This is a genomic window from Microseira wollei NIES-4236, assembly GCF_020521235.1.
In the GTDB taxonomy this organism is placed as follows: domain Bacteria; phylum Cyanobacteriota; class Cyanobacteriia; order Cyanobacteriales; family Aerosakkonemataceae; genus Microseira; species Microseira wollei.
In genome coordinates this window covers 26,499-41,601 of the sequence record NZ_BLAY01000017.1, presented here as the reverse complement: position 1 = coordinate 41,601, position 15,103 = coordinate 26,499, and the positions used below count along the sequence as shown (strand labels likewise).

Annotated in this window: 11 protein-coding genes and 2 pseudogenes; 11 read left to right on the top strand and 2 right to left on the bottom strand. The window is 46.7% G+C overall.

Annotated elements, in window-relative coordinates:
* Window positions 1-46 precede the first annotated feature (46 nt).
* Complete coding sequence (locus tag MiSe_RS07695) at window positions 47-2,086, bottom strand: serine/threonine-protein kinase (RefSeq protein WP_226576986.1); 2,040 nt, start codon at window positions 2,084-2,086, stop codon at window positions 47-49.
* Between the two features lie 172 nt (window positions 2,087-2,258).
* Here MiSe_RS07695 and MiSe_RS07690 point away from each other — a divergent pair, with 172 nt between their 5' ends.
* On the top strand, window positions 2,259-2,417 hold the full coding sequence (locus MiSe_RS07690; protein ID WP_226576983.1) for a hypothetical protein: 159 nt from the start codon (window positions 2,259-2,261) through the stop codon (window positions 2,415-2,417).
* A gap of 116 nt (window positions 2,418-2,533) precedes the next feature.
* On the opposite strand, the gene MiSe_RS07685 is transcribed toward MiSe_RS07690, so the two are convergent.
* A complete protein-coding gene (locus tag MiSe_RS07685) occupies window positions 2,534-2,758 on the bottom strand; it encodes a hypothetical protein (RefSeq protein ID WP_226576980.1) in 225 nt (74 codons plus the stop codon).
* Between the two features lie 536 nt (window positions 2,759-3,294).
* On the opposite strand from MiSe_RS07685, the gene MiSe_RS07680 reads away from it, so the two are divergent.
* From MiSe_RS07680 to MiSe_RS51980, 10 genes and pseudogenes are all read left to right on the top strand, one after another.
* A complete protein-coding gene (locus MiSe_RS07680; protein WP_226576977.1) occupies window positions 3,295-3,435 on the top strand; it encodes a hypothetical protein in 141 nt (46 codons plus the stop codon).
* A gap of 54 nt (window positions 3,436-3,489) precedes the next feature.
* The gene (locus tag MiSe_RS07675; protein WP_226576975.1) at window positions 3,490-3,657 is read left to right on the top strand and encodes an ATP-binding protein; all 168 of its coding nucleotides are present in this window, start codon (window positions 3,490-3,492) and stop codon (window positions 3,655-3,657) included.
* Between the two features lie 58 nt (window positions 3,658-3,715).
* Window positions 3,716-9,112 (top strand): trifunctional serine/threonine-protein kinase/ATP-binding protein/sensor histidine kinase, encoded by a 5,397-nt coding sequence (locus MiSe_RS07670; RefSeq protein WP_226576972.1) that lies wholly within the window; start codon window positions 3,716-3,718, stop codon window positions 9,110-9,112.
* Window positions 9,113-9,115: 3 nt separating this feature from the next.
* The gene (locus tag MiSe_RS07665) at window positions 9,116-10,504 is read left to right on the top strand and encodes an ATP-binding protein (protein WP_226576969.1); all 1,389 of its coding nucleotides are present in this window, start codon (window positions 9,116-9,118) and stop codon (window positions 10,502-10,504) included.
* Window positions 10,505-10,899: 395 nt separating this feature from the next.
* The gene (locus tag MiSe_RS07660) at window positions 10,900-11,499 is read left to right on the top strand and encodes a Uma2 family endonuclease (protein WP_226576966.1); all 600 of its coding nucleotides are present in this window, start codon (window positions 10,900-10,902) and stop codon (window positions 11,497-11,499) included.
* Window positions 11,500-11,650: 151 nt separating this feature from the next.
* Window positions 11,651-11,779 (top strand): hypothetical protein, encoded by a 129-nt coding sequence (locus MiSe_RS50815; RefSeq protein ID WP_264196378.1) that lies wholly within the window; start codon window positions 11,651-11,653, stop codon window positions 11,777-11,779.
* The gene (locus MiSe_RS07655; RefSeq protein ID WP_226576964.1) at window positions 11,769-12,938 is read left to right on the top strand and encodes a sensor histidine kinase; all 1,170 of its coding nucleotides are present in this window, start codon (window positions 11,769-11,771) and stop codon (window positions 12,936-12,938) included. The genes MiSe_RS50815 and MiSe_RS07655 overlap by 11 nt, the downstream gene beginning before the upstream one ends.
* Before the next feature lie 267 nt (window positions 12,939-13,205).
* Window positions 13,206-13,811, top strand: coding sequence for a sensor histidine kinase (locus MiSe_RS07650; RefSeq protein WP_226576961.1), 606 nt, complete (start codon window positions 13,206-13,208; stop codon window positions 13,809-13,811).
* A 313-nt stretch (window positions 13,812-14,124) separates the two neighbouring features.
* Window positions 14,125-14,301: pseudogene (locus MiSe_RS53710) on the top strand (Uma2 family endonuclease); the annotation flags it as partial.
* A 110-nt stretch (window positions 14,302-14,411) separates the two neighbouring features.
* Window positions 14,412-14,834 (top strand): annotated as a pseudogene (locus tag MiSe_RS51980) (Uma2 family endonuclease); the annotation flags it as partial.
* Window positions 14,835-15,103 lie beyond the last annotated feature (269 nt).

The following is a 15,103-nucleotide window of genomic DNA, read 5'->3' as shown; positions in this document are numbered from 1 at the left end:
CTTGAGCTGACCTGCTCTTGAGCTGACCTGCTCCTTTTGCTCCCTCTCACTCAAATCGCCATATTTTGAACGTTTTGTCGTCGCTGCCGGTGGCTAACATTTTTCCATCGCGACTAAAGGCAATTGACCGCACTTGGGATAAATGTCCAGAGAGGGTGGTTCGCACTTTCCGACTAGGCAGGTGCCAAATTTTAATCGTGTCGTTGCCGCTATCGCTGGCGAGGGTTTGACCATCGGGACTGAAGATAACCGACCAAGCGGAGTCGGAATTTTCTGTCAAGGTGTAATTCAACGTGCCGGTTTCGGGATGCCAAAGTTTGATCGTGTTATCGCCGCTATTGCTGGCGAGGGTCTGACCGTCGGGACTAAAGGTGACTGACCAAACGCCGCCAGTATGTCCTTTGATGGTGTGAAGCAGTTTGCCAGTGCTGACTTGCCAAATTCTAATCGTATTGTCCCAACTGCCGGAGGCGATGCGATCGCCCGATGGACTAAACGCCACCGACTCGACAAAGTCCGAATGTCCGGCGAGGACGTTGAGCAGTTTGCCAGTGCCGGGATGCCACAGGCGAATTGTACCATCCCCGCTGGCGCTGGCAAGCATTTCCCCATCCGGACTAAAGGCGATGGAAAATACCGTCACCGAATGCCCCGTCAAGGTGTGAATTAGCTTGCCCGTATCTAACTGCCAAATTTTAATCGTTTTGTCGCCGCTGCCGGAAGCAATTAAAGGCGGCGTTTCCCCACGAGTACTATTGGGGCTAAACGCAATGCAATTCACCGTATCCGAATGCCCTAACAACGTGCGAATCAGCTTTCCCGTATCCGATTGCCAAATTTTGACCGTATTGTCGGCACTCCCGGTGGCTAAAATCCCCCCTCGGGAAGGGGGGATCCCCCCTGGCCCCCCTGGGGAAGGGTGGATCCCCCCTGGCCCCCCTGGGGAAGGGTGGATCCCCCCTGGCCCCCCTGGGGAAGGGTGGATCCCCCCTGGCCCCCCTGGGGAAGGGTGGATCCCCCCTGGCCCCCCTGGGGAAGGGGGGTGAGGGGGGATCGGACTAAAGGCAACAGTGGTTACGGTGTCTAAATGTCCGGCGATGGTGTGGATGCATTGCCAGCGGGCGGCCTTTTTTTCCGGTTCCTGTGTGGAAGACTGGCTGCGATCGCTTGTCGTTGTCTTCGGTATTGCTCCAGTATAAAATTCTTTCAGAATCTCAGATGCCGATTGATAGCGGTCTTTGATTGAATCTTGCAGCATCTTGTCTAAAATTTGTGCCAACGAGTCGCTAATATCCGTCCCCGCGTTTCTGATATATTCTCGCCACATCCATCGACCTTCTATGGGGTCGTACAGGTCATCTACCTGCGCCCCCGTGAGCATCTGAATGCAGATTACGCCTAAACTGTAAAGGTCGCTCGCTGGGTAAGCTTTGCCCCCCCGTATCTGTTCTATAGGCGTATAAACTTCGGTGCTTGCTCTTAAATTTGTTTTGGTTAGTCGGGTGTCGGCTAGCTGTTTCGAGATGCCGATATCGATCAGGACGAATTTCCGATCGCTCTTTTTTAGAATTATATTCGTTGGCTTGAGCGCCCGGTGAACGATCTGCCGCTTGTGCAGCACTTGCAACACTGGCAGCACATCGTACAAAAATTCCCGCACTTGATGTTCGCTAAACGCTCCCTGCGCCTGCAATTCCTGCGCTAAATTCTTCCCTTCTATGTAATACTTTGCTACATACAAGTACTTATCTTGCTCAAAGTAGTCAAACAACGTTGGTATCTGGGGATACTGTTCCGCCAGTTCCAGCAACTGCTTGGCTTCTTGTTCAAACACCTGGGTTGCTTTCGCCATTGCTTCAGAATGGCCTTGTATTTGCGGTAAGGGCGCAAATTGCTTGATGACGCAAGGGACTTTCCTTTGCTCTATATCTTCAGCTGCAAAGCTTCTACTAAACACCCCATCGCCGAGAAACTGGATCGCTCGGTATCGCTCTTTGAGCAGCAGTTTTGACGAGCAAGCTTGGCAAATCTCCGTCCCATCCGGGTTTTTCGGTTTTTTGCACTTGGGATTGAGGCAGTAGATCATAACCTGGTCAAGATAAACGCCGATCGTTCTATGGTATAACTTCTCAAAACAGTTGTGAGCCTTTGTTTGGCTCTGCCTTTAATTTCTTACCCCTGCTTGATTTCATTTTATCAATTCCCAGGTATTATAAATTTTTTCTAAAATTTATATGGCCTTTTAACGTAATTGCTAATTGCTAATTGCTCGCTTGCTAATTGCCCCTACAGGTCGTAATTCCGATGCAACGGTCAACGATATCACCCCCCATCGCTTCCACCAATCTTTGGCAGGTTGCCAATCCCAACTCCCAGTATGCCCAGTTGTATCGACCTTTACCAGAGAGTTGGAATAAATGTTCTTTTTGATATGTAACTCAAGTTGCTAGTTATCTCTCTCACAGCGGCTAATGGCTAATGGCTAATGGCGAGATTGGTAAAAATCCTATATTAGCAAGCTCGCAATTAGCAATTAGCAAGCGCCTTGTTTATAACTAGCAACTTGCGTTATGTATTCACCTGTATTCCATCTATGACTTGTAATTCTACCAGTTGGCGAAATAGCTTGTTGGCAATTATCACCTTTTTTGTTTATTTTTATTGCGACAATTATGCCACTTTTTATTGTAAAATTAACAGCGCTATTAAGCAATTTAAAAAATATATCCTCGAGTCTATAGCCATCGTAATAAATCATAATTTTTTGAGAATTCGCCGACATGTAAATCTGAAGATCCAATTTTTTGTGCTGCTCAGAGTGACAGTCTTGAATTCTCCTCAAAAATTCCCCCAGATTGAACGGGTTACAGTTTAAATGAATCGTCCCAAATTCTAGGTTAAGTAGAGCCAAAAAATCGTTGATAATCTAGAGCAAAGCGAAAGCATTATCCTCAGCTATTTGAATATATTTTAGTGTTTTTTCTGGATGTTTGGCCCCTATTCGGATTTGGAGAGCCATATTGCTCTGACTGAGAGGTTGGCGGAAGTCATGATAGATAAAGGTAAGAAAGTCTAAGATCTGCTCTTTAGCAACGAATTGAGTAGGGTCAGATTCTCTTAACTCAAGTTGCTAGTTATCTCTCTGGGAGCAGCTGGCTAATGGCTGGCGAGATTGGTAAAAATCCAAGCTTAGCAAGCTGGCAATTAGCAAGCTGGCAACGCCCTTGTTTATAACTAGCAACTTGCGTTAGTTATAAGTTTTGACAGCGGGAATTGGGAATTGGTAATTGGTAAATGGAAAGCCAGGATTTACAAACTCAAGAATTGGAGAAAAAAATTCGCTGGCGGCAGAAACTGGAACGTTCTGAAAAAGAACGCAGTCAACTCTCAGATATTGCACCAGGGCTAACACCAAAGTTTCTGGCAAATAGCTAAACTTGAAAGCCTAGATTTTTCATCAAGAAACAAGGGTTTCAAGGCAGGTTGAGAATGGTGCAAGATCTGAGTAAAGGAACGGGATTGGGATTAGCGATATGCCTCCCTTCCCCACTCGCGGAAGCCGGTAAAATTGTGGTAGAAAAAGATGGCGGCACGATCGCAGTCAATTCTGAAGTTGGCAAAGGAACTGAGTTTGTGTTGATTTTGCCGATGTGTTAGCGCCACTGGCCTCATGGGCATAATAACTTTGATATTATGCCAAATGAGGTCACTACCAATGAACACCACCTTCAATACAACCGTTGCTCTACCTGGCTATCGTTTAGTCGAGCGACTATATTGTGGCAGTAGAACCGTTGTCTACCGGGGTGTGAGATTGGTGGATGACCAGGCAGTCGCGGTCAAACTGCTACAACAAGACTATCCTAACTTCCACGATCTGTTGCAGTTTCGCAATCAGTACGCGATAATGCTCCGCATCGCTGACGCGAACGCCAAAAACCTCGACATTCCTGGAATTGTCCGTCCCTACAACTTAGAACCTTACCGCAACAGCTACGCCTTGGTCATGGAAGACTTTGGCGGTGTATCCCTGCGAGATTATGTTCGCAACCAGGTACTTGCGATCGCACAAGTATTAGAAATCGCTCTGCAACTGGCTGACATCCTGCACAATCTACACCAGAATCGCGTCATCCACAAAGATATCAAACCCGCCAACATTCTGATCCATCCAGATACAAAACAAGTTAAATTAATCGACTTTTCGATTGCCTCACTATTGCCCAAAGAAACGCCAGAAATCAAAAATCCCAATCGACTCGAAGGAACGCTGGCATATATTTCCCCAGAACAAACCGCACGGATGAATCGAGGCATCGACTACCGCAGTGATTTCTATGCTTTGGGAGTGACGTTATTTGAATTGTTGACCGGACAATTGCCCTACCAGTCGGATGACCCGATGGAGTTGGTGCATTGCCACATCGCCAAGCAGCCACCTTCTCTTAGGGAATTCCACATTCCAGAAGCGATTTCAGCTATTGTCATGAAACTGATGGCGAAGAATGCCGAAGATCGCTATCAGAGTGCGTTGGGTTTAAAGTATGACCTAGAGATTTGTTTGCATCAACTTCAAGAAACGGGCACTATTGAGCCATTTGAGATTGGGACGCAAGATATCAGCGATCGCTTCAATATTCCCGAAAAACTCTACGGTCGGGAAACAGAAGTACAAGCGTTGTTAAATGCCTTTGAACGAGTTTCCCAAGGGAACACTGAGCTAATGCTAGTTGCGGGATTTTCCGGGATTGGGAAAACGGCGGTGATCAACGAAGTCCACAAACCGATTGTGCGCCAACGCGGCTACTTCATCAAAGGCAAGTACGACCAGTTCCAGCGCAACATTCCCTTTTCTGCCTTCGTCCAAGCCTTCCGCGATTTGATGGGACAATTATTGAGCGAAAGCGATGTCCAATTGGCGACCTGGAAAGCCAAAATTCTCGCCGCAGTGGGCGAAAACGGACAGGTAATAGTAGATGTGATTCCCGAATTAGAACGGATTATCGGGCAACAGCCACCCGTGCCGGAACTCTCCGGGAGTGCGGCTCAAAATCGCTTCAATTTACTGTTTCAGAAATTCATCCAAGTGTTCACCACGCCAGAACATCCCTTGGTAATGTTTTTGGACGATTTACAATGGTCTGATTCGGCTTCCCTGAACTTGCTGCAATTATTAATGAGTGAAGCGAGTTCTGGATATTTACTGATTCTGGGAGCCTATCGAGACAATGAAGTGTTTCCGGCGCATCCCTTAATGTTGACGCTGGAACAAATTCAGAAAGCCCAAGCGATTTCCCTGCGGGAACGCTGCGCGAACGTCCATACGATTACTCTAGTACCCTTGGTAGAAACAACGGTAAATCAGTTGGTAGCAGATACTCTGAGTTGCACCGATGAATTAGCGCAACCCCTGACGCAATTGGTGTATCGGAAAACCCAAGGGAATCCCTTTTTTATGACCCAGTTTCTCAAAGCGCTGCATGAGGACGGTTGGATTGAGTTCCAGCCAGAATTGGGTTACTGGCAATGTGACATGGCTGCGGTGCGGCAGTTGGCATTAACCGACGATGTAGTGGAGTTCATGGCATTGCAGTTGCAGAAACTTCCAGTAGAGACGCAGGAGGTGTTGAAACTGGCAGCTTGTATTGGCAACCAATTCGATTTGAATACTTTGGCGCTCGTTTCCGAACAATCGGAAACCGAAGCGGCAACAGCTCTTTGGAAAGCCTTACAGGAAGGATTGATTCTCCCCATTAGTGAAACCTACAAATTCTTTCAAGCGAATGACTCAGATGGCAGCGATTCGGCAAAGCCGATGCTACGCGAACGCAGTAGTGAAATTCCCGTTTCTTATAAATTCTTGCACGATCGCGTCCAACAAGCTGCCTATTCTCTAATTCCTGATACTGATAAGGCAACTGTCCATCAAACCATTGGCAGACTGTTTCTCGATAACTGCTCCGAGCAGGAATGCCACGAGCGGATTTTTGAAATTGTCAATCATTTAAACCAAGCCATTCATTTGGTTGAGCAGCCTTCCTCGCGAGAGCGACTGGCGCAGCTCAACCTCAAAGCCGGACAAAAAGCCAAAGCTGCAACTGCTTACCAAACTGCCTTGAGTTATCTAGTATTGAGTAGCGATCTCTTGCCAGAAAACAGTTGGCAACAGCACTACGATTTCACTCTGACGCTTCATACTGAACTCGCCAGTAATACCTGTCTTGTCGGCGATTTTGCTGAAACAGAACGCTGGCTTACCCTGGCTCTGGAACGGGTTGAATCGCTGCTCGATCGCATTCCCCTCTATGAAATTCAAATTCAAGCGCACGTTGCTCAAAGCCAACTCCAGGAAGCCATTCAGTTGGGATGTACAACGCTGCAACAATTAGGAATTGCATTGCTCACCCAACCCACACCCGAAGATTTTGGGCGTGGATTGGCCCAAATCAATGCGGCTCTCGGCGATCGCCCAGTGGCAGAATTAATTCACCTGCCCATCATGACAGAACCCCGACTCCTAGCAGCCATGCGGGTCTTATTTCGATTAGCTGGCGTGGTGGTGCTTGCTGCCCCTCACCTGATGCCATTTATCTTTTTTAAAATGGTTAGCCTGTCTATTCAAACAGGCAACACAGCTTTTTCAGCACCAGGGTATGTCACCTACGGCATGATTTTGTGTAGTGCAGTAGGAGAGATTGACCTGGGTTATGCCTTTGGTCAGTTGGCATTAGAAATTCTAGAAAAATTACCCAGTTTGCCTGTGCAGGCTAAAACCCTATCTCGCTTCCACGGGGGTGTGCGACATTGGAAAGAAAACTGGCGAAGCATTTTAAGCGATCTACAAGTGGGTTATCAGATCGGACTAGAAACAGGAGATCTAGAAACAACCGCCATTTTTGCTCAGGTGCATAGTTACACAGCTTATTTTGCGGGCGCTGAACTATCCGATCTAGCGGAGTCGATGGCTATCTATAGTCAGGCGATCGCCCAACTCAAACAACCCGTCTTTCTGCGTTGGAATCAAACCTATCATCAGCACGTGCTGAATTTGCTAGGACATTCCGACGAGCCTTGTCAACTGATGGGTGAAGTTTACGATGAAACAGTAGATTTGCCACAACAATATGCTATTAAAGATGCCCACGGGATTGCGGTGGCACATTTGTTTAAGGCAATTGGTTGTTATTTATTCGCTCGCCATGAAGAAGCTCTAACTCACTTAGAGAAAGTAGCTGAATTTCATCGCGCTATTGCATCGTTTGTACCAGGAAATATGTTTTATTTCTACGATGCACTCGTGGGATTAGCGCTATATCCCAACCTTTCTGCTGAAGCACAAGATCGTTGCCTCGAAAAGGTGACTGTCGCTCGAGAAAAAATCCGTCGGTTTGCTGGTCATGCGGCTGTCAATTGGTCGCACAAAGCTGATTTGATAGAAGCTCAATTCCAGCAAATTTCTGGTAATCGGCTAGAAGCGATGGACCTGTACGATCGCGCTATCTCCGGAGCCAAAGCCAACGAATACATCCAAGAAGAAGCCTTAGCTAACGAGCTAGCAGCTAAATTTTACCTCGATTGGGGTAAAGAAAAAGTCGCCGCAGGCTACATGCTTGAAGCTTATTACTGCTACGCTCGTTGGGGAGCATTAGCCAAAACTGATGACCTAGAAACCCGCTATCCCCACTTATTGCGCCCGATTCTGCAATCGGTATCCACACCCTCGACCAACTGCCTCAGTACCCTGGTTTCCATCCACCAAACCGCCACCTTGAGCGGCACTTCCATCTCCAACTTGCTGGATTTGGGCACCTTCACCAAAGCCGCTCAAGCTCTCTACAGCGAAATCCACCTGGACAAACTCCTCGCCGTTATCATGCAAGTGATGGTGGAAAATGCAGGCGCAGACAAAGCCGCCCTCATATTAAACCAAGAGGGCGAATTGACTGTGGCGATCGAGTACATCGCTCAAACCGTACAACGGATCGCATCCCAACCCCTCGATACTTGCAACCATCTCCCTGTCTCCATCATTCGCCAAGTCTCCCGCACCAGGCAACCCGAACTGTGCGATCGCGTCACCGACCCCAAATTCGCTGCCGACCCCTATTTTGAACAACATTCGCCCCAAAGTTTGTTGTGCAGTCCGATCGTCGATCGAGGCAAATTAATTGGGATTTTGTATTTGGAAAACTCCAGTTCTAGGAACGCATTCACCCGCGAGCGCGTGGAAATTCTCCACTTACTTTGCACCCAAGCTGCCATTTCCCTAGAAAACGCCACCCTCTACAACACCCTGGAACAAAAAGTCATCGATCGCACCCGCGAACTCTCCCAAACCCTCGATGACCTCAAAGCTACCCAGAAACAACTCGTGGAAGCGGAAAAAATGGCAGCTCTGGGGGTACTGGTGGCAGGCGTTGCCCACGAAATCAATACTCCCGTCGGTGTCGGCATTACCCTAGCTTCTACCCTAGTCGAAGCCACCCAAGCTTTCAAAGCCGAAATCGATCGAGGACAGCTGAAAAAATCCGTTCTCACCAACTACCTCGAAACGGCGGAAGACAGCGCCAGTTTGATGCTAACCAACCTGCAACGCGCCGGAGATTTAATTCAAAGCTTCAAACAAGTCGCCGTCGATCGAACCCACTTAGAACAGCGTTCGATTGCCCTCAAATCATATCTCGAAGATCTGCTCGTCAGTCTGGGTCCCCAACTGCGCCAAGCTCAACATACGCTGACTTTGACGGGGGATGACAGCATCACAATTGTCAGTTATCCCGGCGCGATCGCCCAACTGATTACCAACTTGCTGAATAATTCCCTACTTCATGCCTATCCCACTGGCGAAGCGGGACAGTTACAAATTGGCATTCAACAAAGCGAACAGTCGGTCATTCTCACCTACAGGGATGATGGTTGCGGCATTCCTCCAGAAAACCTGGGTAAAATCTTCGATCCTTTCTTTACCACCGCGCGCGATCGCGGTGGCAGCGGTCTCGGTTTACACATTGTCTATAACCTCGTCACCCAGAAACTTGGTGGGACAATCGAGGTTGAGAGTACAGTGGGGCAAGGAACTCTGTTCGCGATTCAGTTGCCCTGGAGTCTTTAAGTTATGTCGAGTTTATCCGATCCTACTACCACCATTTCAGATGAGGTGCTGATGCTTGTAGAAGATGATGAAATGCTGTTGCTGGATGATTCCGCAGTGGCAGAAGTTTCCAACTCAAACCCTGATCTAGAGGGGGAGTGGAAAGTCTTGATTGTCGATGATGAACCTGCCATTCACCAATCCACGGCGATCGCCCTCAAAGGATTTACCTTTGAAGGCAAAGGATTGAATATCCTATCTGCCTACTCTGGTAAAGCTGCCAAACAAATGATGGTCGAACATCCTGACATTGCCTTTATTTTGCTGGATGTGGTCATGGAGACGAATGACGCCGGACTCCTGGTGGTGCAGTACATTCGGGAAGAATTGCAAAATCGGCAAGTGCGGATTATTTTACGCACGGGGCAACCGGGGGATGCCCCCGAAGAATCGGTTATCCTCAAGTACGATATCAACGATTACAAACTGAAGGTAGAGTTAACGCGCCAAAAATTGATTACTGCGGTTATTTCTGTCCTGCGTGCCTACCGAGATCTCAAACTAATCGAGCAGCAAAATCAGCAACTGCAACAGACTCAACTGCAACTCATTCAGCGAGAAAAAATGTCAGCCTTGGGCAACTTGGTGGCGGGCGTTGCCCACGAAATTAATAATCCAGTGGGCTTCCTCAGTGGTAACATTCAACCAGCTTTGGATTACATCCAGTATCTGTTTGAATTGCTCGATATGTATCAGGAAAAATATCCCCATTCCGCTCCGGAAATTCAAGATCGGATAGAAGAGATTGACCTGGAGTTTATCCGGCAAGACTTACCCAAATTAGTGGGTTCTATGCAAGAAGGAATCGATCGGATCTGCAATATCAGCAACAGTTTACGCACCTTTTCCCGTGCCGATAGCGATACTCCCGTATCCTTCAATCTGCACCAAGGGTTAGACAGCACAATTTTAATCTTGAAACATCGCCTCAAGGCAAATGAAACTCGTCCGGAGATCTCCGTCATCAAAAACTACGGTAAAATCCCTCCAGTGAAATGTTTTGCGGGACAGTTAAATCAGGTGTTTATGAATATTCTGGCAAATGCGATTGACGCCATCGATGAAAAAGCCGAAAAGTGGAAAGTTTCTCAGCCTTGCATTCAGATTAGCACAGAAGTTTTAGAATCTGCGGTCGTCATTCGGATTCAAGATAACGGGATGGGTATCCCCGAAGAGGTAAAAGCGAAGATATTCGATCGCCTCTTCACCACAAAAAGTGTCGGTCAAGGAACGGGTTTGGGATTGGCGATCGCACATCAAATCGTAGTAGATAAACATCGAGGAGCCATCGAGGTCGATTCTACACCAGGTGCAGGAACAAAGTTCACCATCCTGTTGCCCGCGAACGGATAAACCCCTGTTTGTGCGCCAAATTGGCTCATGGATCTGTGACTGTGCCAGGACTTACGCAGGTCCTTGCCATCACCAAAGTTTCTTGGTAGATCTCTAGTTCCAAAGCCACGATTTTTCATAGGCCAAAGCCTTACTGGACAAGGGATCGGTTTCAAATAGAGATTGAAAATATAAAATCCTTTTCCAGTAAGGCTTTCAAGATTTCAATTTAACTTTTAGCACACTGGGGACGGATGAACCTGTCGATTCTACACTGGGCAAAGGAACAACTTTCACAATTTTGTTGCCCGCAAACGGATAAACTGACGCTCCCGACAAGGGGAAGCAAGACGAGATACTATAAGTAGTAGAGCGTAAACTTTGCATTAAATTGCGAATCAGCGAATGGGTATATTATGACCATAGCAACTTTAGCCAAACCCAAAAAATCAACACCGCTCTTATTTGAGGGGTTGACTTGGCGGGAGTTCAAAGCGGTTGAGCAATTGCTAGACCGTCCAGGATATCGACTCTCTTTTCTGGATGGAATATTGGAGATTAGACAGATGCCAGGTGAAACACACGAAACGGTTAAAAAACGGCTCGCTGCATTGTTGGAACTTTACCTGCTAATGGCAGGGTTTGACTTCACCCCAACCGGCTCGATGACGCTGGAAAGCGAAGCTGGCGCTGTCAAGCGAGAAGCTGATGAATCCTATAAACTTGCCCCTGGGCGATCGCGTCCCGATTTAGCGATTGAAGTCGTCTTTACCAGTGGCGGCATCAACAAATTGGCATCCTACAAACGGCTAAAGATTCCTGAAGTATGGTTTTGGGATGATGGCGTACTTGAGGTCTATCATCTGCGGGGAGAGGGGAACGAATTGCACTATGAAAAGATCGATAAAAGTGAGGAATTACCAGGAATAAATCTTGAGTTATTGTTACGCTGCACCAATATGGTTAACCACGTCGATGCCATCAAAACCTTTCAGCAGTCACTCCAGAACCAGTAGATCTAGAAACCGGGTTTCTATGCAAACTTCTACAACAGATACTGGAGATACTGGCGAGGTAATTTTCCCCTCCAGCGCCGAGAGCGCCCAACTCCTATAATTCACTCAAAACGCTCAACTCACCCGGCTGCTAGAACAGCTTGAAAACCTGGTGCAAACTGAGCCAAAATATAGCAAGTTTGCCGAGCAGATTATTCAGCTTTACGAACAGTTTCGGTTTGAAGAAATTGAGGAATTATTAACCCAACCGAACCAGCAAAAGCCAAACCATGAACAATAGTTTTACAACCGAAAACCCGCAGCAACAAACACAACCTACGAAACTACCAAGTGCTGTCATTTGGGCAGTTGTAGTTATTTGTCTTTTACCCTTTTGCCTGAATTGGATGGGCGTGAGTTTCAGCGCTATCGAACTTGGACTCGATTTGGACGCAGTTCCCACGATGCGATCGCCCCAATTGCTAGATGCAATGCATCGCACATTAGCAGGCAGTTTTATTCAGACAATTTTGGAATGGATCGCTTTTTGTGCGACAATTTTCACCGCGATCTTGGCATTTTCTCACTTCACAATCAAGCGAGATGTCATTACCCCAATTCTCGGTGTGACATTGCTTTGTGCGGGGATAATGGATGCCTTTCACACAGCTGCCGATCGCTTGATTGATGCAGCATCTGAAACCAGCGATCTGATTCCCTTTACTTGGGCATTATGCCGACTGGGAAATGCCTTGCTGACAATGTTAGGAGTTGGATTATTGTTATTAATCAACCCCGATCGCTGGCAGCGCAGTGTCGCAATGGTTAGCGGTGTCAGCCTTGGCTTTGGCATTCTGGTATACAGTGTCATCTATTTTTGTACGCTTCAGGAAACTTTGCCACAAACGATGTTTTCTCATGGGGCGATCGCTCGCCCCTGGGATGTTATCTCACTGGTGTTATTTGCAATTTCGGGTATATTTATTTATCCACTTTTTTACCGCAAGTATCCGAGTCTCTTTGCTCATGCGCTGATTGTCAGTACAATCCCGAATAGTGCAACTCAAATTTATATGGCGTTTGGTGAGTCGGCACTATTTGACGATTGCTTCAACATAGCGAATTTCCTCAAGATAATTGCCTATCTAGTTCCATTAACTGGCTTAATTCTTGACTATACTTACACCCATCGCGAGCTAAAGTGCGTCAATGATGAATTGTGTCAGGTGATTAACGATCGCGATCGCATCCAAACAAATCTGCAAGCGAGTGAAGCACAAGCTCAAATCAAGTTACAACAACTAGAGCAAACTTTGCAGGAGTTACAGAAAACTCAATTACAGTTGATTCAGAATGAAAAGATGTCCAGTTTGGGGCAATTAGTGATAGGAATTATCCAGGAAATTGGTGGTCATGTCGGTTTTATTCACGGCAATATATCTCATGTCAGTAACTATTAACGCAAGTTGCTAATTGCTAATTGCTAATTGCTAATTGCTAATTGCTAATTGCTAATTGCTAATGGCTAATTGCTAATGGCTAATTGCTAATCTTGGATTTTTACCAATTTCGCCATTAGCCATTAGCCATTAGCCGCTCCCAGAGAGATAACTAGCAACTTGAGTTATTATCAGGATCTATTAGGTTTACTACAAGCCTACCAACAGTATGTAACTCCAATCCCTCCAGACATTCAATCCCGAATTGAAGAGATCGAGCTTGAATTTATGACTGAAGACTTGGACAAGATCTTACAGTCGATGCAAGTCGGAACAACCCGCATTCAGGAAATTATTCGGTCGGTCCGCACCTTCTCGCGTTTAGATAAATCTGAGTACGCGGTCGATATCCATGAAGGCATTGATAGTACGCTGCTGAGTTGGCGCGATCGCCTCCAAGAAACTCCCACTCGTTCTGCCATTCAAGTAGTCAAAGATTACAGCAATCTACCTTTAATCGAATGCTATGCGGAACAACTTAATCAAGTGTTTATGCATCTTTTAACTAATGCGATTGATGCAATCGAACAATCGAACCAAGGGCGCAGCTTAGCAGCAATCGAGCCTCATCCGCATAGGATTTGGATACATACTGAAGCGATCGATCTCGAACGGATTAAAATTATCATCGCTGATAACGGAATTGGGATTCCAGAAAACTTGCGATCGCGCATTTTCGCTCCCTTTTTCACCACCAAACCCGTCGGCAAAGGTACGGGTCTCGGACTCTCGATTAGCTATCAGATCGTCACCACAAAACACAACGGCAAACTGTACTGCGATTCAACTCCAGGAGAACGGACAAAGTTTACCATCGAAATTCCGATACGATAATCGGAGGTTAATAGGTCATATCATGTCCGGTCGATTACCCATAATCATCAGCCGGGACACGGCACGATCAACGTTATCTGTTTGTCGGAGATATCTATAATGCCGTGTCCCTACGCAACGACTCTGTGAGGTTTTTTTATTACGGGCAATTCAACGGACATGATATCAATGTCCCTCGGCTAAAGAAGGTTCGGAATTTTGTTACCCGCGAACGGATAAACTGACGCTCCCGACAAGGGGAAGCAAGACGAGATACTATAAGTAGTAGAGCGTAAACTTTGCATTAAATTGCGAATCAGCAAATGGGTAGATTATGACAATAGCAACTTTAGCCAAACCCAAAAAAGTAACACCCCTCTTATTTGAGGGGTTGACTTGGCGGGAGTTCAAAGCGGTTGAGCAATTGCTAGACCGTCCAGGATACCGACTCTTTTTTCTGGATGGAATATTGGAGATTAGACAGATATCAGGTGAAACACACCAAACAGTTACAGCGGATTGCACTCGTATGAGGTACACCTTTGTTTGTATAGCGGCACCGTTAACGGTGCCGCTATACAAAGCCTGAAGGCTGTACCTCACTCATTGGCAATCCGCTATAAAGAAAGGATCGCTGCATTGTTGGAACTTTACCTGCTAATGGCAGGGTTTGACTTCACCCCAACCCGTTCGATGACCCTCGAAAGCGAAGCTGGCGCTGTCAAGCGAGAAGCTGATGAATCCTATAAACTTGCCCCTGGGCGATCGCGTCCCGATTTAGCGATTGAAGTCGTCTTTACCAGTGGCGGCATCAACAAATTGGCATCCTACAAACGGCTAAAGATTCCTGAAGTATGGTTTTGGGATGATGGCGTACTTGAGGTCTATCATCTGCGGGGAGAGGGGAACGAATTGCACTATGAAAAGATTGATAAAAGTGAGGAATTACCAGGAATAAATCTTGAGTTATTGTTACGCTGCACCAATATGGTTAACCACGTCGATGCGCTCAAAACTTTTCAGCAGGCACTCCAGAATCAGTAGATCTAAAGAAACCGGGTTTCTATAAAAAATAGTCGCCCTGAAACCAGGGGTATACGCAGAAACCGGGTTTCTCGGTCGCCCAAGAGATCTAAAGAAACCCGCAAAACTGAGACAAAGAAACCGGGTTTCTATAAAAAATAGTCGCTTTGAAACCAGGGGTATACGCAGAAACAAAGGTGATAGGTCGCCCAACCGTAAGTCCTGTACCAATTAGCAAGCTTGCAATTAGCAATTAGCCATACCCGGACGGTAATACCCGCTACAGAAGG

Coding starts and splice junctions, on each gene's coding strand:
- MiSe_RS07695 (WP_226576986.1), bottom strand. CDS start 2,086: ATGATCTACTGCCTCAATCCCAAGTGCAAAAAACCGAAAAACCCGGAT.
- MiSe_RS07685 (WP_226576980.1), bottom strand. CDS start 2,758: ATGATTTATTACGATGGCTATAGACTCGAGGATATATTTTTTAAATTG.
- MiSe_RS07680 (WP_226576977.1), top strand. CDS start 3,295: ATGGAAAGCCAGGATTTACAAACTCAAGAATTGGAGAAAAAAATTCGC.
- MiSe_RS07675 (WP_226576975.1), top strand. CDS start 3,490: ATGGTGCAAGATCTGAGTAAAGGAACGGGATTGGGATTAGCGATATGC.
- MiSe_RS07670 (WP_226576972.1), top strand. CDS start 3,716: ATGAACACCACCTTCAATACAACCGTTGCTCTACCTGGCTATCGTTTA.
- MiSe_RS07665 (WP_226576969.1), top strand. CDS start 9,116: ATGTCGAGTTTATCCGATCCTACTACCACCATTTCAGATGAGGTGCTG.
- MiSe_RS07660 (WP_226576966.1), top strand. CDS start 10,900: ATGACCATAGCAACTTTAGCCAAACCCAAAAAATCAACACCGCTCTTA.
- MiSe_RS07655 (WP_226576964.1), top strand. CDS start 11,769: ATGAACAATAGTTTTACAACCGAAAACCCGCAGCAACAAACACAACCT.
- MiSe_RS07650 (WP_226576961.1), top strand. CDS start 13,206: ATGACTGAAGACTTGGACAAGATCTTACAGTCGATGCAAGTCGGAACA.